At 34.2% G+C, this 18,719-nt stretch carries 14 protein-coding genes, 1 tRNA gene and 1 other RNA gene; 5 read left to right on the top strand and 11 right to left on the bottom strand.

All coding sequences use genetic code 11. The annotated features are described in order from the left end of the window. Positions 1-670 precede the first annotated feature (670 nt). The 8 genes from recR to gltB all read right to left on the bottom strand — a co-directional run bounded on the left by recR (position 671) and on the right by gltB (position 11,027). Entirely contained in the window at positions 671-1,267 is a 597-nt protein-coding gene (gene recR / locus MHI13_RS22735) for a recombination mediator RecR (RefSeq protein ID WP_002434514.1), read from the bottom strand. Between the two features lie 6 nt (positions 1,268-1,273). Then, on the bottom strand, positions 1,274-1,591 hold the full coding sequence (locus tag MHI13_RS22730; RefSeq protein ID WP_002434018.1) for a YbaB/EbfC family nucleoid-associated protein: 318 nt from the start codon (positions 1,589-1,591) through the stop codon (positions 1,274-1,276). An 88-nt stretch (positions 1,592-1,679) separates the two neighbouring features. Then, entirely contained in the window at positions 1,680-3,386 is a 1,707-nt protein-coding gene (gene dnaX / locus MHI13_RS22725; protein ID WP_002434430.1) for a DNA polymerase III subunit gamma/tau, read from the bottom strand. A 68-nt stretch (positions 3,387-3,454) separates the two neighbouring features. After that, on the bottom strand, positions 3,455-3,985 hold the full coding sequence (locus MHI13_RS22720) for a GNAT family N-acetyltransferase (RefSeq protein WP_002434069.1): 531 nt from the start codon (positions 3,983-3,985) through the stop codon (positions 3,455-3,457). 367 nt (positions 3,986-4,352) lie between these two features. Further along, an RNA gene (ffs, locus tag MHI13_RS22715) (signal recognition particle sRNA large type) lies at positions 4,353-4,622 on the bottom strand. Positions 4,623-4,895: 273 nt separating this feature from the next. Beyond that, positions 4,896-4,988 (bottom strand) — tRNA-Ser (locus tag MHI13_RS22710). A 61-nt stretch (positions 4,989-5,049) separates the two neighbouring features. Continuing rightward, on the bottom strand, positions 5,050-6,513 hold the full coding sequence (locus tag MHI13_RS22705; protein ID WP_002434483.1) for a glutamate synthase subunit beta: 1,464 nt from the start codon (positions 6,511-6,513) through the stop codon (positions 5,050-5,052). 17 nt (positions 6,514-6,530) lie between these two features. Beyond that, entirely contained in the window at positions 6,531-11,027 is a 4,497-nt protein-coding gene (gltB, locus tag MHI13_RS22700; RefSeq protein ID WP_064210521.1) for a glutamate synthase large subunit, read from the bottom strand. 200 nt (positions 11,028-11,227) lie between these two features. Between gltB and gltC the strand changes: the two genes are divergently transcribed. The 3 genes from gltC (at position 11,228) to MHI13_RS22685 (ending at position 14,160) form a co-directional block, all read left to right on the top strand. Then, positions 11,228-12,109, top strand: coding sequence for a glutamate biosynthesis transcriptional regulator GltC (gltC, locus tag MHI13_RS22695; protein WP_002434453.1), 882 nt, complete (start codon positions 11,228-11,230; stop codon positions 12,107-12,109). 150 nt (positions 12,110-12,259) lie between these two features. Then, positions 12,260-13,372, top strand: a complete 1,113-nt coding sequence (locus tag MHI13_RS22690; RefSeq protein WP_002469651.1) for a YibE/F family protein — start codon at positions 12,260-12,262, stop codon at positions 13,370-13,372. Continuing rightward, positions 13,369-14,160 carry a YibE/F family protein gene (locus MHI13_RS22685; protein ID WP_064210520.1) on the top strand — a complete coding sequence of 264 codons (792 nt, stop codon included), beginning with the start codon at positions 13,369-13,371 and terminating at the stop codon, positions 14,158-14,160. Before MHI13_RS22690 ends, MHI13_RS22685 begins: the two co-directional genes overlap by 4 nt. 56 nt (positions 14,161-14,216) lie before the next feature. Here the strand turns inward: MHI13_RS22685 and MHI13_RS22680 are convergent, their stop codons facing one another. Together MHI13_RS22680 and MHI13_RS22675 are read right to left on the bottom strand one after the other, a co-directional pair. Next, a complete protein-coding gene (locus MHI13_RS22680) occupies positions 14,217-14,681 on the bottom strand; it encodes a GNAT family N-acetyltransferase (protein WP_064210519.1) in 465 nt (154 codons plus the stop codon). A 9-nt stretch (positions 14,682-14,690) separates the two neighbouring features. After that, positions 14,691-15,086 (bottom strand): NUDIX hydrolase, encoded by a 396-nt coding sequence (locus MHI13_RS22675; RefSeq protein WP_002434472.1) that lies wholly within the window; start codon positions 15,084-15,086, stop codon positions 14,691-14,693. A gap of 184 nt (positions 15,087-15,270) precedes the next feature. Here MHI13_RS22675 and MHI13_RS22670 point away from each other — a divergent pair, with 184 nt between their 5' ends. Both MHI13_RS22670 and MHI13_RS22665 read left to right on the top strand, forming a co-directional pair. Continuing rightward, positions 15,271-15,540 (top strand): hypothetical protein, encoded by a 270-nt coding sequence (locus MHI13_RS22670; RefSeq protein ID WP_002434052.1) that lies wholly within the window; start codon positions 15,271-15,273, stop codon positions 15,538-15,540. Positions 15,541-15,722: 182 nt separating this feature from the next. Next, on the top strand, positions 15,723-17,225 hold the full coding sequence (locus tag MHI13_RS22665; RefSeq protein ID WP_002434497.1) for a glycosyltransferase: 1,503 nt from the start codon (positions 15,723-15,725) through the stop codon (positions 17,223-17,225). Positions 17,226-17,299: 74 nt separating this feature from the next. Here the strand turns inward: MHI13_RS22665 and MHI13_RS22660 are convergent, their stop codons facing one another. Further along, a complete protein-coding gene (locus tag MHI13_RS22660) occupies positions 17,300-18,310 on the bottom strand; it encodes a LysM peptidoglycan-binding domain-containing protein (protein ID WP_002434563.1) in 1,011 nt (336 codons plus the stop codon). Positions 18,311-18,719: the final 409 nt, after the last annotated feature.

Raw genomic sequence — 18,719 nt, 5'->3', positions numbered from 1 at the left:
AATGAAGTCAATAACTTTTTATAATTAATTTTATTGTCTATTTTTTTGAATTAAGTTGATTTGTTTCGCTCAACAAATAAATACTATACAGGCTTTAGAGAGTTTTAACAACAGTAAAATTTACACTAGCTTAACAAAATTACTACACTATATCTCCAATAACCGAACTTTATGATTTTATATCGAAATAACTATCGTTTTTAGAGACAAAAATGAACTTTGCGATAAATTATACAATCTTATTATAGCCATTTCGCAAACTTTAAAGAAATTTTATTTTTTTGAAATTAGTTACTTCATTATTGTTTCATAGTCTCAACTACTTTAATAATGTCAGCCGTTTTAGTTATAAAACATAAATTCATTATCCTCTCTACGCTACGTTTAATGAATTATTTCCTCTTATTTAGAAAAAACTCAAGGACATAAAATTTAAACTTATAATATATCTAAAATTTTTACCCCCTTAATTACTAACCAATTACGTATGCTATTTAAAAATCACATATAAGCAACTCTTGGAAAACTTAGCTGAGAATTTACAGCAAAAACATGAATCTATAGAATCCCTATTATTAATATAAAAAGCACAAAGATGATTTCTAATTCACAACATCTTTGCGCTATTACTCCTTTGGGTATTTATAGCCCGTTCTTATTAAGTTTAAATCTACATTTCAGTTCTACCAGCAATCGCTTTAGATAACGTAACTTCATCTGCGTATTCTAAATCTCCACCAACCGATAGTCCTTGTGCTAAACGTGTTACTTTAATACCAATTGGCTTCACTAATCTCGAAATATACATTGCTGTAGATTCTCCCTCTAAGTTGGGATTCATTGCTAAAATAAGTTCTTTAACTTCATCACTTTTTAGTCGCTCAACTAATGCTGGGATGTTAATATCTTCTGGACCTATACCATCCATTGGTGATATTGAACCATGTAGAACATGATATAAACCTTTATACTCGCGCATTTTCTCCATCGCTATAACGTCTTTATCATCTTCAACAACACAAATGACCGAACGATCTCGTTGCTTATCTTGGCAAATGTAGCAAGGATCATTTTCAGTGATATGACCACAAACACTACAATAAGTAAGTTCTCTTTTAACATCTACCAATGCTTTAGCAAATTGAACAACATCGTCTTCCTTCATATCTAAAGTATGAAAAGCCAGACGTTGAGCCGTCTTAGGTCCAATGCCTGGCAGTTTCATAAAACTGTCTATAAGTTTAGAAATTGGTTCTGGATATTGCATGTGTTATCACATTCCAGGGATGTTTAAGCCTTGAGTATGTTTACCTAAACGTTCTTGAGTTAACTCGTCAGCTTTATTCATCGCTTCATTAGTAGCAGCTAATACTAAATCTTGAAGCATTTCAACGTCATCTGGATCTACTGCTTCTTCTTTAATTTCTACATCTACAACTTCTTTATGGCCAGTAACTGTTACAGTAACCATACCGCCGCCAGCTGTTCCAGCAACGCGTTCTTCTTTTAATTTTTCTTGTTCTTGAGCCATTTTCTTTTGCATTTTTTGCATTTGTTTCATCATTTGTTGCATATTTCCGCCACCGCGCATAATATCATTTCCTCCTTGAAATTAAACAGTCTCTATTAAAAATTAGCTTTTATTATATTATACATACGAATATATTGCTTGTCATGTATCAGTCTTCGTCTATCATATGTACTGTTTCTTCACCAAACAAATCTTTAGCCTTTTGTGCCACATCAACTTGTGCTGGCTGTTGCGCCTCTCCTGACTCGCTGTTATTTTCACCATTAGCGTTACGATTTTGAATATATTCAGATCTAACTCTTAACCATTGATCCGAAGGTACACCAACGACTTTTACCGTTTTATTTACTATATTACAAACTACACTCTCTATATTGTTACGCTTTTCATCATCTTTATTTACAATTTCGCAATGAATCTCTTCCTCAAACTTAACTAACACATGATCTTCACTCGCTGCCACTGGTTCTGAGTTTTGGAGTAAACTTACTAATGATTTTTTGTCATTACTTTTAGCATGATCAATCACTTCTTGCCAGTGGTCTTTTAATAATTTTATGTCTTCTTTATTAGCTTTATCTAATACTTTAGCTATTTGTTGCATAGAAAATGCATTTTTAGAGCGTTGAACTGTACGTGTAGGTTTCTTCGGTTGTTGTGTTTGACCACTATTCGAAACACCTTGCGCTTTCAGTGTTTTTAATTCATTTTCAAGTTGCTCCATACGTTGAAGCAGTACATCATTATCAGGTTCAGTAGCTACAGCTGTTGTAGCCATATTCTGAACAGTCTGTGGTTGCGCTTTAATCATTTCCGCAAGTTTAACTAGTAACACTTCAAAATGAACGTTTTGGTTAACGCTAAAACGAATTGAAACAAGTGTATCATTAATGATATCAATCATACGATATAGTGTGTCTAATTCAAAACTAACTAAAGCATCATATTCAATTGATTCATTTGATGTTTTTATCATTATCGTATCTCTAACGAAGTAAATCATGTCGTTAATAAGTCGATTCACTTCTTTTCCTTCTGAAATAAAGTGATGATATCTACCAAAAGCTTCTTTAACATTCCCCTCAACAACATCTTTGAACAAATCATTTAATGCCGCTTCATCAACGCTACCAGTCACGTTCAACGCATCTTGTAGTGTCAAACGCTCGTCCCCAAAAGCAATCGCTTGATCCATGATACTTAAAGCATCACGCATACCACCTTCTGAAGTTTTAGCAATAAATTCTAATGCTGCATTATCATACTCTAGTGACTGTGATTCAGCTACGAACTTTAGGCGGTCTACAATTTGATTCATACTAATCGCTTTAAAATCAAAACGTTGTGCTCGAGAGATAATAGTTGGAGGAATTTTATGTGGTTCTGTAGTCGCTAGAATAAATATCGCGTGACTAGGAGGCTCTTCCAAAGTTTTAAGTAAGGCGTTGAACGCCCCCGTCGTTAACATATGTACCTCATCTATAATATATACTTTATATTTGGATTCACTTGGTGCGTATTTAACTTTATCTCTTATATTTCTAATCTCATCCACACCGTTATTACTCGCCGCGTCAATTTCAATCACATCAGAATTTGTACCTTGAGTAATACCTTTACAAATCGCACACTCATTACAAGGTTCTCCATCATCGCTATTAAGGCAATTAATCGCCTTGGCAAACACTTTTGCGATACTTGTCTTCCCAGTTCCTCTGGGTCCACTGAAAATGTAAGCATGTGATTGTTTACCTTTAGAGATGGCATTACGTAACGTTTTCGTGACGTGTGTTTGTCCAACAACATCATCGAAACTTTGCGGTCTATACATTCGATACAAAGCTTGGTAATCCACTGTAACACCTCCATTAACAATTACTCATCATTATATCATGTTCGTAACAATTCTTTTCAATGAAAAAATTAATCAAATACTTCAGGTAACATAACAGTCATACCATGAAGTGATGCGATGTCTGAAGTTAAAAATTTCACACTTAAGGTGTCATCGTTACCTAATTCTTCCATAACAATACCGTTTTGTTTCGCATCAACGTATCCTATGTGATTGAAAAATTCAGTATAGCAATGAACAAAAATTGCTGGATACCCTTCAGCTTTGGCACGCTCTTCTACTGCTTGCATTAAAGCTTTTCCTAGTCCTTGTTCACGCACATCTGGTTGTACTGATAAAGCTCCAACTGCTAGTGCAGTAGTTTGATGATTATTAGAAACTAATAAAATTTCTCCTAATAAGACATGGCCAATGACATCGTTCGTATCATTTTTAGCAATAACTTCTAATTCAGAATTATAATTCTCGGATTTTCTGAGATTCTTAACTCTGGCACGTTCTTTCCAACTCATCTCTGGGTCTTGATCATAATTTTGTTCAATGCTATCAAGTGATCGTTCATAATCAACTTCAGTTAAAGTACTTAAAAATATTTGCATGTATCCTCCAATTTTTCTATCAACTTTTTAATGATATATCAATACACGTTATATATTATTTGCTTAGTTCGTTATAACCTTAACAAATTATTGAAAATTAATCTATTTAATGAAAGAAGAGTGGGATAGAAATTTAAATTTGTAAAAAATTAATTTCATTATCCCACTCCAACATGGTTTGTATATAAATTTTTTTATAATTCATCTCTAGTAGAGGCTAGCTGACAAAGTTGTTTAGAAGTATGAGAAGCTCGGTTCAAACATATTTCCAGATCAGTTAACTACTGCCAAAATAAAAAAGGCTACGACAATCTGATATGTCCTAGCCTTTTATCTATGTGATATTTGCTTAAATCTCATAATAATACCGTGCACCTTTGTATCGAACGCATATCATAAACGTTACCGAAGTCGACAGCTAAATCTCGGCTACCCTACGGCACATATGAGGATCCACTTAATGCTGCTTCCGTCAGGACCTGACATGGTTCATGGGTTCATATTGCATAGGACCGAAATCTTCAAACACTACGTGCTTCGGGCAGACTTCACAAAAATGCGCCCTCAACAAAGGAATTAAGTCTCGCATAAAGCGGATTTCGAGTACAGGGAACCGCTACCTCCCCACCTAGCACGGTAAGATTTATAATACTATAATTTCATATCCCTTTGCAAGCGTAAAAATTTCATCAATAACTTATATATGAGTTTAGATTACTCTTTTAATGAACTCAAAATTTCGAAATGATAGGCACATTGCTAATATATAAAAATCGATAAATTTAAAAAATTCTATTTGTATGTATGAGCAATTCAGTTAGAGGAGGGTAAAAGCAAAATAAAAAAGGCAAATACTCATTAAAATAAGTACTTGCCTTTTATATCTATTAGTCTTGGATTTTAATTCTAATGGCGGAGGAAGAGGGATTCGAACCCCCGCGGCCCGTTAAGGCCCTGTCGGTTTTCAAGACCGATCCCTTCAGCCGGACTTGGGTATTCCTCCAATGAACACAATAACAATCATATAATAGCGTTCATTAAAAGTCAATATAATTATTTTGTGTCTACACCAGAATTTTTTTATTTAAATATTGGTCAACAGATCGTGCTACAGCGCGACCTTCTTTGATTGCCCATACGACTAAACTTTGACCTCTACGAGCATCTCCAGCTGCAAAAAATTTAGGATGATTAGTTCGGAAGTCAATGTCATTAGCAACTATTTTATTACGTTCAGTTTTAATACCAAACGCATGAGGAATAGTTGTTTCTGTTCCTATAAAACCAATTGATAATAAGACTAAATCAGCTGGCCAAAAACGTTCTGGACCATCTGACATTACCATGCCTTCAGATGTCTCTTGCAGCACTTGAGTGTACAATCCTCTCACACGACCAAGACCATCTACATCATAGCGCATTGTTTGTACTCCATAAGCTCTTGGTTCCTTACCAAATTTAGCTTCATATTCTTTGTGCGCATAATCCATTTTAAATACAGGCATGGCTAAAGGCCAAGATGTATTACTTTCAAAGGTAATTTCTTCAGGCTGCTTAGTATACTTGTTAAATTGTACAATTGATTTACAGTTTTCACGCAATGCAGTCGCTACACAGTCGGCACCTGTATCACCTGCACCTATGATAATAACGTTTTTATCTTTAGCAGTAATAGAAACTTCATCAATTTCTCCATTGAGATATTGTGTTTGTTCAGTTAGGTAATCCATTGCAAAATGAATACCAAAGCCCATACGTCCTTCTAAAGGTAAATCTCTCGCATTCTGCGAACCCGTACATAAAACAATTGCATCAAATGCATCTTCAAGCTCTTCTTTACTGATATCAACGCCAATCTCAACACTTGTTTTAAACTCTATACCTGCCTCTTTCATTAACGCTATACGACGACGTACTACATCTTTATCTAATTTCATATTAGGGATGCCGTACATTAATAAGCCACCTGGTTCATGTGCTTTTTCAAACACGGTCACTTGGTACCCTTTAATGTTGAGTTCTTCAGCAGCTGTAAGTCCTGCAGGTCCACTTCCTACTATTGCAACTTTTTGCTCTTTACGTTCTTCAGGATACTTTGGTTTAACCCAACCATTATCATAAGCTTCATCTATAATAGTACGCTCAATACCTTTAATTGCAACGGATTCTCTATTGATTTTCATGACACAAGAATTCTCACATGGCGCGGGGCATACACGTCCAGTAAATTCCGGAAAATTATTTGTCTCACTCAATCTTTCATAAGCCGTTTTAAAGTCTTGATGATATACTAAATCGTTCCACTCTGGTATATAATTTCCAATAGGACAGCCGATAGTTTCTCTTCCATATAACTGTCCTGTTTGGCAAAATGGTGTGCCACAATCCATACAGCGTGCACCTTGAACGGAGGCATCTTCCTTAGTAAAGTGTTGTTGAAACGCATCATGACCAGAAAGACGATCTACCAAAGACAATTCTGATAAAGACTGTTTATTATATTTCATAAATCCTTTAAATTCGCCCATGATTATCCCCCACTTTTTTAATAAACTACTGCTGGTTGTAATTCTTCTTCAATACTTTTCCTATCATCATAAAATGCTGCGAGTGTCGCTTCATCTACTTGTTCTATTCGTCGTTTTTGTAAATCAATTTTTTGCATCATCAATTTGTAATCTTTCGGTATGACTTTCACTACATATTGGCTTACATTTTCAAATTGATTCAAAATTTGTCGTGCTTTCGTACTACGTGTATGTTTATAATGCGCTTCAAGCATATCTTTAATTAATGCTTTTTCCTCATCATAGCGAACCTCACTAAATTCAAGAGTTTCTAATGAATTGACCTTTTTAAATTCTTCAATACTTGATGGGAAGATATAACTTACGCCGCCACTCATACCTTGGCCAAAGTTTTTACCAACATCACCTAAAATAATGACGTGTCCACCAGTCATGTACTCTAGTCCGTGGTCTCCAATACCTTCTACCACAACATCAGCACCACTATTTCTAATACAAAAACGTTCTCCCGCCTTACCATTTATATAAGCTTTTCCTCTTGATGCTCCATAAAAACTTACATTACCTGCGATAATTTCTTGTTCTCGCTCTTCATTTGGCGCATTAACAATAACTGTTCCACCTGATAAACCTTTACCTACATAGTCATTCGCATCACCAGTATGATGAATCGTCAAACCGTGTGGCGCATAAGCAGCAAGACTTTGGCCGGCATGTCCTTCTGTATAAGCGAATATTGTATCCTCAGGGAGACCTTCTTCTCCGTATTGACGTGCAATGGCACTACCTGTGATAACGCCTACATCTCTTTGTTCATTGTTGACCACATAACTTCCTGTGAATGAATGTCCATTTTGAATACTGTGCTTAGCATCTGGATATAGATAATTCAAATCAAAGCCGATATCTAAGTGATGATCTTGCATTATTTGTTTCGTATTAGGTCCTTCAGACTGTTCGATAAGATTCTCTATTTGAATTGCTGCAGCTTTGCTTCCAGGAGTTAACTTAGAAGAACGCTGTAGTAAATCTGTTCTACCTACTAACTCCTCTACTGTCTCTAGACCTAGAGAAGCTAAAATCTCTCGTAGTTCTTCAGCAATGAAATACATAAAGTTGACTACATGTTGCGCCTTACCTGTAAATAGCGCACGTAAATCTTTGTTTTGCGTAGCAACTCCTACTGGACATGTATCGTTGTGACATACACGCATCATTATACATCCCAATACAACAAGTGGGGCTGTCGCAAATCCAAACTCTTCCGCTCCAAGCGCACAAGCGTACGCTACATCTACTCCAGTGAGTAACTTACCATCTGTTTCTAACTTCACTCGACTACGTAAATGATTTAATTTCAATGTTTGATGTGTTTCCGCTAGTCCTATTTCCCAAGGAACTCCAGCATGTTGAATACTGGTCTTTGGTGAAGCCCCAGTACCTCCGTCATAACCACTAATGACTATCTTATCGGCGAATGCTTTAGCTACCCCTGAAGCGATGGTTCCTACACCTGTTTTAGAAACTAATTTAACTGCAATATCCGCTTCTTTATTCGCATTTTTTAAATCATGAATAAGTTGAGCTAAATCTTCTATTGAATAAATATCGTGATGTGGTGGAGGAGAAATCAATCCTATACCAGGCGTTGAACCTCTTGTTTCAGCTATCCACGGATAGACCTTTGACCCTGGTAATTGTCCACCTTCCCCTGGTTTAGCGCCTTGTGCTACTTTGATTTGAATCTCTCTTGCATGTTGGAGATAATCACTCGTTACACCAAATCGTCCGGACGCAACTTGTTTAATTGCGCTCGTTTTATTACTTCCATCCTTTTGCAATTCATATCGAGACGGATCTTCACCGCCTTCACCACTATTGCTTTTACCACCAATTTGATTCATCGCCTGTGCCAAAGTTTCATGCGCTTCAGCTGAAATTGAACCATAACTCATAGCACCAGTATTAAACCTTTTCACAATTTCACTCGCCGGCTCCACACGACTTATATCAATGGCTTTTTGTTTTTTAAACTCTAACAGATGACGTATGTGATCTGTACGTTTATCATTGACTGCCTCTGAAAATTCTTTAAACAGTTCATAATCATTTTCTCTACAAGCATGTTGTAGTAAAAAGATTGTACGAGGGTTAAATGCATGATGTTGACCTTGTTGTCTCCATTGAAATGTACTACCTGATTCTAAGTAATCTGTTGCATTACTTTGTCGCGCTTTATTCTCATTGTCGATTTGTTCAATACTTATTCCAGATATTTTTGACTGTGTTCCAGTAAAATAACGATCTATAACATCTTGAGATAATCCAACTGCTTCAAAAATCTGCGCCCCTTGATAACTTTGCACAGTTGAAATTCCCATTTTCGCCATAACTTTTATGACACCTTCTGATAATACGCGTGTATACGTTTCTACGTTCTCAATTACTGAACCAGATAACTGTCCTTGAAGTGTCAATTGTTCAATCGTACGTTGCGCAAGATAAGGTACGATTGCATTAGCACCATATCCAAGTAGACATGCCACATGATGTACCTCTCTAGTTTCACCTGTTAGAGTTACAAGACTTGTCTCCATTCGCAATCCTTCACGTATCAGTAACTGATGAACATGACTAAGAGCAAGTAACATTGGCATCGCATAACCTTCCTGTGAGACAAGTGTTTGATCATCTAGCACAATGATCTTAGCACCTGATTTTACTGCTTCAACTGCTTGTTCTCCAAGTGAGTTTAATGCACTTTCAAGCTCCCCTGTATACACCGTTGATAGATGGGTTACATTGAAGCAACTTGAGTCTATGGAAGCAAGTTGTGCCTCAGTAATAACAGGTTTCTTCAATTGAATACGTTGTAGCGCTGTCTCATCAGGATGAAGTAAATTACCTTCTCCACCTAAATATGACATTTCACTCGTTACAATCTTCTCTCGATAAGCGTCGATAGGAGGGTTAGTGACTTGCGCAAATAATTGTTTAAAATAATTAAATAATGATTCTGGCTTATCATTAAGAACAGCAATTGGTGCGTCATACCCCATCGCTCCAATAGGATCCTTTTTGCTACTAACTAAATCAACCATGTATTTATTTATATCTTCTTTAGTATAGGCAAATTGCTTTTGCAGACGAAATAACGTATGTTCATCCCAATCAGACGGCTCATAATCTATTCGATCAAAGCGATCATCAATTTTAAATGTTTCTAACCATTGTTGATAAGGTAATTCGCTAGCTATATCTGCCTTTAAGTCATTGTTTTCGACTACTTTATTTTGTAAAAAGTCGACGAGTAACAATTTGCCTGGATTAAGTTGTCCTTTAAAAGCGACATTCTCTTCCGGCACATCAACTACACCAACTTCAGAAGAAAATACAATAAAGTTATCTTTAGTAATCGTATAGCGGCCTGGACGTAAACCATTTCTATCTGTAAGCGCACCAATTTTATCGCCGTTACAAAATGAAATCATCGTTGGACCGTCCCATGGTTCCATTAAATAGCTATAATATTCATAAAAAGCACGCACATTTTTGTCATTAGCTTTGTTATATAACCAAGGTTCTGGAATCAATAACATTGCTGCTTTTTCAGGTTCCATAGCCAATGAAAGAAACTCAAGCGCATTATCCACAATAGCTGAATCACTTCCATCTTCATCTACTATGAAATGAACTTTATCTTTTTCATCTCCAAATAACGTCTCAACCAATTTATTTTGGCGTGCTCTCATCCAATTCACATTACCTTTAATTGTATTAATCTCACCATTATGCATGAGCATTCGGTTAGGATGTGCACGTTTCCAGCTGGGAAAAGTATTTGTGCTAAATCTTGAATGCACTAATCCTAATTTAGATTGAAACGTTTCATTCTGAAGATCTAAATATAATTCTTTGATTTGATCAGAGCGTAACCAACCTTTATAAACAATTGTCCTCTTGGATAAACTTGTGAAATATAACTCCAGTGATTGCTCTTCTCCATATCTCTCAATCTGTTTTCTCGCTAAAAATAATTGTTTTTCAACATGTTCAACGCTTCTAATATCTACAAAGACTTGTTGAATGTAAGGCATTGTATCAGCAACATGTTTAGCAATTGCATTAGTATTTACAGGGACATCTCGATAACCAATAACTTTGAAACCTTCATTTTCGAAATATGAGTTAAAAATGGGTTCATGAATCGAATCTTTAACTTTTTCTTTAGAAAAAAATAATCCCACAGCATAGTTACCTTCGCCGGGAATATTAATTTCATCTAATTGATCAAAAAACTTAAATGGAATTTCAGTCATTATGCCCGCACCATCACCAGTGATACCGTCAGCACCAACGCCACCTCGATGGTCTAACCGACGTAACATTTCTAAAGATTTTTCGATAATATCATGAGACCTTTTATTATCCATATTGGCATAAAATCCAATACCACACGCATCATGCTCTTCACGATAATCATATAAACCTTTTTTTAATTTCTCATTGTACATGATGCACACTCCTCTTATTAGAATTTTCTGACAATTTTAGTTTGATAATAATTACTATAATGTAATATATTTATCTGTTCAATATATAAATTAGATATAACTCATCTAAAAAATAGAACAATTACTCAAATTATTGCTATAATACACTTACACCATTTTAAATTTTAGAATTTTTCGTCAATTAATAAGGAGTGGCTATTGTGGAGATTAAACAACTTAAATACTTTGTAGAAGTGGCACGTCGTGAGCATATATCAGATGCAGCTTTAGAATTAAACATTGCGCAGTCAGCGGTAAGTCGTCAAATCACACAACTTGAGAAAGAGTTGAACGTAAGCCTTTTTAAAAGAAGTGGTAGGAATATCATCCTCACCTCCGAGGGAAAGAAACTCATGTCTCAAGCTACTCAAATTCTCAAACAAATGGACCACACGATTCAATTATTCAAACAGCAAGCTTCTACAGATCAACGGACGATTTATATTGGTTATGAAGAAGGCGACATTTCACAAATGATGTTGCCACTAGTGCAATCCTTTGAACAACAAAGTGAGAGTATTATAACGCCACAACTCTTGAAACATAATCACATTGTAGATCGAGTAAATTCGGGCCAACTCGATATAGGGCTTATTGAAATGACTAAGGATATAACAACACAGACAGAACTTCATGTCACACCTTTATTCGAAGAGAAATATCATATGTATGCGCCTAAAGATCATCCTATTACTTTGACAACTCAACCCCTTTTAACTCAACTTGAAAATGAATCACTATACTGTCTCATGCCTTTCGCCAACTCAATAAAAAAGAAACTCGAACAATTAATTAAAGCAAATGTGTATACATTATCGAATAAACAACTTGCTCAGTATCTCGTGCGTCAAGATAAAGGATTTATTATTAGCAATGAAAATATTCATCTTAACGAAAGCGAAGATTGGGTCCAAATCCCTCTTTCACATACTGAATTAAAAAGAACAATATGCGCCATCACTAAATATGATAATAAGAAAAAAGATATAGATTTAGTATGGCATTATATTCATACTATGATTAATCAAACGGCTCAATTTTAGTTGAACACATCGTTAATCACACTCGCTTTATTTATAAAATCCGACGAATAATTCAATTAACTCATTTTGTAAATTTTTGTAATCATTGATTAATGGGCGTATAATCACTATGTCAATTTAATACACTAAATTGAGAATTGAGGTTCAAATATGCAGTTCAAATCTTTTTTTAAACAGCCTTTCAGTTGGATGATTATAATTTTTTGTTGCATCTTTCTTGGCTTATTTATATTTACGTTTTTTAACGATAAATTTTACAATATGCCGATAGGGAAAATTACAAATGTACATCCTATTCACACTGAAAAAATTACGGATGAACAACACAATAAAGATATTAAATATAAAGAAAAACTCACTTTAGAAATTTTGAATGGTAAATTTAAAGGTCAAACAGCAACGATTGACCACCAATATGTAAAATCTCAAGCGGACTCGGAGTCATTTTCCAAAAATGACAAAGTGTTATTACATATTTCTAAGAAACCTAGTGATGCCAATATTATAGAGAAAAAACGTGATGGTTTGGTTGTGGCAATAACAGGAATCTTCCTACTCACAGTACTCATCGTTGGTAAAAAAGTTGGCTTACAATCAATATTATCACTAATCATCAATACGATTGCCGTCATAGGGGCAATCTATATACACAATCAAAATGGGCAAATCAACTTATTCCTATTAATGACGATCGCGATTATTGTCTCGACAACGTTAACCCTATTACTTGTAACTGGGTGGCACATGCGTACACTCGTCACAATAGTAAGTACACTCATTGGTACATTTCTTTGCGTTGGAATTACAGAATTAGTGATTAAAATGACAGGTGGTAACGGGATTAAGTATGAAACAATGACCTTCCTTACACTACCTCCTAAAGACGTCTTTCTCGCTTCCGTCTTAATTGGAACGCTCGGAGCTATTATGGACGTAGCCATTACTATTTCAAGTGGAATGTATGAAATTCTTCAACGTACTCCAAATATAACAATGAGGCGTTGGGCACTTGCGGGACGTCACATCGGCCAAGACATTATGGGTACAATGACCAATATTTTACTTTTTTCTTACCTGTCTGGAAGTTTACCAATGTTTCTAATTTATTTGAAAAATGCTAATACAATCACTTACACCATTTCAATGAATTGGTCATTAGAAGTTGCTAGAGCCATGACAGGTGGCATAGGCATTGTGTTAACAATTCCTATTACCATTGCATTAATGGAAGTATTGCTAAAATTGAGAGGTGCTAAACAATGAGTGCGATAACAATTTTAGGCTTATTACTCTTGGTGCTAATGATAATTTTCGGAGGAAAAAAAGGTCTCATTTCTTTCTTCACACTATTTTTAAACTTCATCATACTTATTATTAGTATCATTTTAATAATTTTTGGTGTACCGATTTACTTAGTAACTTTTATCTTCTGCATAGTTATTGCTGCTGTGAACTTATTCGTGTTAAATAGTTATAACGTTAAAACACAAGCAGCATTTATCGGTACAATAATTACGACACTCATATTGATACTAGTTATTTTCCTATCGGTTAAGGTAGGTCATCTTCAAGGGTTTGCGACAGAACAACAAGATGAAACATATGTGTATTCAATGAATATTGGTATTGATATGATACAGTTTATGGTTTTTACAATCGTTTTGGCTGTTATAGCCGCTGTAATAGATTTAGCCATTACAATTAGCTCACCAATGTATGAATTAAGCGAGACCAATCCGGAACTAAATCAAAGACAACTATTCACTTCTGGCATGCGAGTAGGTAGAGAAATTTTAGCTACTTCTGCCAATACTATTTATTTAGCATATTTTGGGGGTCAATTAACTTTATTTTTCTGGTTCTTTAAATTACATTATTCTTTTGGAAATATTATTAATTCTAAAATTTTCGCTCAAGAATTTGTGTCGATATTACTAGGAGGCATTGCAGTTGCACTTAGTATTCCAATAACTGCATGGGTAACTGCTTTGATGATTAAAAATAAAAAACGTAAAAATTCTACTCAATCACAACAACTTAATAATGATTAATATATTTAGAGACCCCATTGCCTTATTCTCTTAGCATTGGGGTCTTATTATTATGATTAAATTTTTAGCGACATCACGTAAACAGGTCGCCCTATTAATTCACTATCATGTGTGTGGCGATAACCAGCTTGCTTATATAAATTGATTGCTTTCTCATTATCTGTATTTACTGCTAATGTAATTTCATTAATGCGTGGATAATGTTGTTTAATATATGCAGGCAACATTTCAAGGGTCCTCTTACCTATGCCTTGTCCTCTATAACGTTGATCAACACTAAATGATCTAAAGAAAATGGCCTTTGGATTATCAGTGAATGGTTTAGGCCCATTTCCTTCGTGTAAAGTGAAAAACGCGATACACGACTCATTATTCATAACTAACGTAGGATGTCTATCACTATCTTGATTAGCCGATTTGATGTTTTCAACTGGTGATTTCGTATATTTATAGTCACTTTCTAGAATTTCTAAGTTTTCGACTTGCTCAAATAATTCCGGTTCATATGCTTTTAAATACACATTTTTCACCTAGCCTTTAGCTTTTTTAGAAAATTGGTCTATCCAAGTCAATACGGCAGGTGCTATGTTCTCTGAATCATTGATATTAAACCATCTAATATCAGTAATTTCATTGTCAGTAGTTATACTGGACCAATCAATAGCTTTTGTCGTTTTAAATCCGTTTAATTCAGTAAGCGTATCTGGTTGAGGATACGCCTTTCCTACAACGGTACCTATAAATTCTAAATCAGTTTCAGCCAAATCGAGGCATAACTCTTCTTTAAGTTCTCGTTGTAACGCCTCAACATAGCTTTCACCTTCATCGATTTTACCACCCGGGAAATAATATTTATCTCTGTTACGAACTTGAACGAGTAAAATTTGATTTTCTTTCTCTTCAACTAAACAAACACATTTAATCATTTAGAATAAACACCCTACCCTATTCTTTATTACTTCAAAAAGCTTTTTATATTTAGTATTATGTTATCATAAATTAAATGATGAAGTGATTGAGTTCAAAATGGATAATTTTGAGTATAACAATATATCAATCATTTATGAGCGTATGCTTTTCATGCAAAGATATCATTCGGAGGGAATTTTTATGGCAAAACAAACTGGCGCTGTACGTTTATCTAACTTATTTAACATGGCAGGTTTCATCGTCGACGGTTATAATGGAATACGTCACGATGCTAAAAATAAACAAATGGTATATTTATCATTAGGTCTAAGTGCTATTGGTACAATCATCGATTTTTATGTATCTATTAAGTCACCATCAAAATTACGTAAATTAGGTGCGCTTACTTCATTCGCGATAAACGGTTTACGCTTATTTACTAGTTTCCGTAAAGTTAAAAATGAATATTAAAGATTATGATTGATAAAGGAAGACGAAACGTTATTCATTCTTAAAGAATGTACTAATTGTTTCGTCTTTTTTTATTCGATTTTCTTGTAATTTTCATAAAAATCTTTAACATGTTTGATAATTAATTTTTGATAGTATTCTAATGCAACAGTATGAAGGTAACTACTAAAGGAGACATTTACATGCTTTACACTGTCACAACAACACTTCCTATTTCTCACGGTGGAAGAACACAAGCTCTTTTAAGACGTATCAAACTTATAGATGAAGAATTTAACTTACCTACTAAAATTCTTACCACGAACTATTACGGCAACTACCCAAGTGTCTACAAACGTTTTTTAAAAGAAAATAAAATTACTAAAAATATAGAGTTTGAAAATATGTATGAATGGTTGTCTAATTTCAAACTTTATAAGGTTCCCAAAACTTTTATTACTAAAAATCCTAAATACGTTAAAACTAAACGTAAAATTAAAGGTCTAAAATATGAATTAGGCAAAGACCAAAGCGAGGTTCATTACTATAATAAGAAGTCATATGTCCGTTTTCGCAAATATTATGGCCAATCTGATGTTCTTCAATATGAAGACTATATCTCGCCTTCAACTGGTTTAAAGTATGAGCGACATGAATATAATTTATATGGCTTACTTCACAGAAAAATTTTCTATGTAAATAACTCATCAATAAGACACAGTGATGAATTAATAGATGCTGAAGGTACCATGTATTGTAAAAGATATTTTAATAATAATGAGAAAAATAAAATTAACTGCGTCGAGTTATACGAAAATGGCAAAGTTATTAAAACTTTTAAAAATGATAAAGTACTTGCGCAATATTACTTTCAATCGCGTTTTAAAGACAACGATGTGGTGTTTAGTGATGCAAGATTTTTAGATGCACCATTAATTAAACAAACACATCAAACTAAAAATATCTTAGTCTTTCATAGTTCGCATTTAAAAGAGGGTAAAACTAAAAAATCTTATAAATATGCTTTAGAACATAGCAATAACGTGGATAAATATATAGTACTTACGCATCAACAAATGAAAGATATTCAAGAGATGTATCCTATTGAAAATGAACGCTTTGAACTCATACCTCATTTTATAGAACTCAATCATAGAAAAGGTGAAAATGAAGTTATACAAGAAGATCGTTTCATTTATATCGGTAGATTTAGTAGTGAAAAACAAATGGATCATTTAATTAAAGCTTATGATAAGTTTGTTAAAAGTGGTCATCAAACAAAATTACATTTATTTGGTAGGGATGAAGATAATCAATTACCTATGATGAGAAGCTTGATTGCTGAGTACCATCTTGAAGATATGGTTAAAATTTCAAAATATACAAAAAAGCCTTTAGTAGAATTTGAAAAATCGAAAGCTTCTATATTAACAAGTAAGTATGAAGGTTTTGGATTGACTATTATGGAGAGTATTGAAATGGGTTGCCCTGTTCTATCATATGACGTTCGATATGGACCTAACGAAATTATCAATCATGGAGAAAATGGTTATTTAATAGAGGAAAATCACATCGAGCAATTAGCTCATCGAATGATAGACATTGTGGAACATCCATTAAGAAATGTAAGAAATCAAGAGAAATTAACATATTCTGCAGCAGTAAAGAATTATCATCACTTACTAAGAAATCTCAATTTAATTTAAACATCTAAACACAGTAAAGCTGACGAGGATGAGTGACCTCGTCAGCTTAATTTATTGTTTAGATGATATATCACTTAGTGAATAAATTTATAATTTCTAACTTGATATGAAGGGATAGTTCTATAAGTCATGTAACCTGGTGCTGCACTCCAGTTCATTTCAGAGACTAAAATACTACCATCACTATTCACGCGTTCAACAAAGGCTACATGACCGTAGTAACCAGCGTCAGTTTGAGCAATTGAACCTACTGTCGGATTATAATCAATAGTATAACCATCTGCAGCTGCTGCGTTGTCCCAATTATTTGCATTCCACCAATATGTGCTGATACCTTTTCCGATTTCAGAACGACGGTTAAACACGTGCCAAGTACATTGACCCCATGTATATAAGTTTTGGTGGTAGAAAACTGGCGTATAATAGCCACCACTTGTAGTTGATTTACTAGTAGATGAACTACTTGAACCTCCACTACCTCCACCTGGCACTTTTAATTTTTGACCTGGATAGATAAAGAAATTAGAAAGTCCATTTAATTGCATGATTTTTTGATATGAAGTACCGTACTTACTTGCAATTAATGATAAAGAGTCACCATATTGAACAGTGTACGTAGATGTACGACCTGAGCTACTTGAAGTCGTTTTTTTAGAGCCACTTGTAGATTTAGACGTTGATACTGATCCAGAAACCTTTAACTTCTGACCAGGTACAATTAAGAAGTTATTTAAACCATTTAACTTCATAATATTTTTGTAAGTAGTTCCGTATTTAGCTGCAATAGATGATAATGAGTCTCCCGCTTTTACAGTGTACACTGAACCACTATTAGATGATGTCTTAGATTTTGACGCGCTAGATGATGATCCTGATACTTTAAGTACTTGATTAGGGAAAATTAAGTTTGAAGTTAGGCCATTAAGTGATTTTAATTTAGCAATTGAAATACCGTATTTATGAGAAATTGACCAAACTGATTCTCCACTTTTTACTGTATGTGTCGTTGCTGCATGTGCTTGCGTAGTTGCTAAAGCACTAATTGCTGTTGTTCCGATAAGGGCAGTAATATATTTTTTTTGCACTTGAAATCCTCCTCTACTTGTCTTTTTTTATCCCCGAATTTTTTAATACAAGCACATTATACTCTTTAATTATGTATAGGATGTGTGTTTTAGATGACATTATGATTACAAAATATTATTTCATTTAAAAAATAGCACTCCAGACAAATATCATTTTGCCTATCTAAACTAATACAATTTATCATAAATTACAATGACAATTTTATTACGAATTCACTAATGACAACTACACAGTATTACCCTCACATCTGAATACAATTTTCCTTTTATTTAAAAAGTAATATCAAAAGATAAACGAATTAAGTCGAACATTCAATAAAAACAAAGATATTTACATAACTTTCATAATGCCTAAAGCAAGAAAATACTGCCGACAAAATGATATTTTGTCGGCAGTATTGTAATGAGT

The organism is Staphylococcus sp. FSL K6-0223, assembly GCF_038008285.1.
Note: the sequence above shows the minus strand (reverse complement) of the source record. Positions and strands in the feature narration are given on the sequence as shown.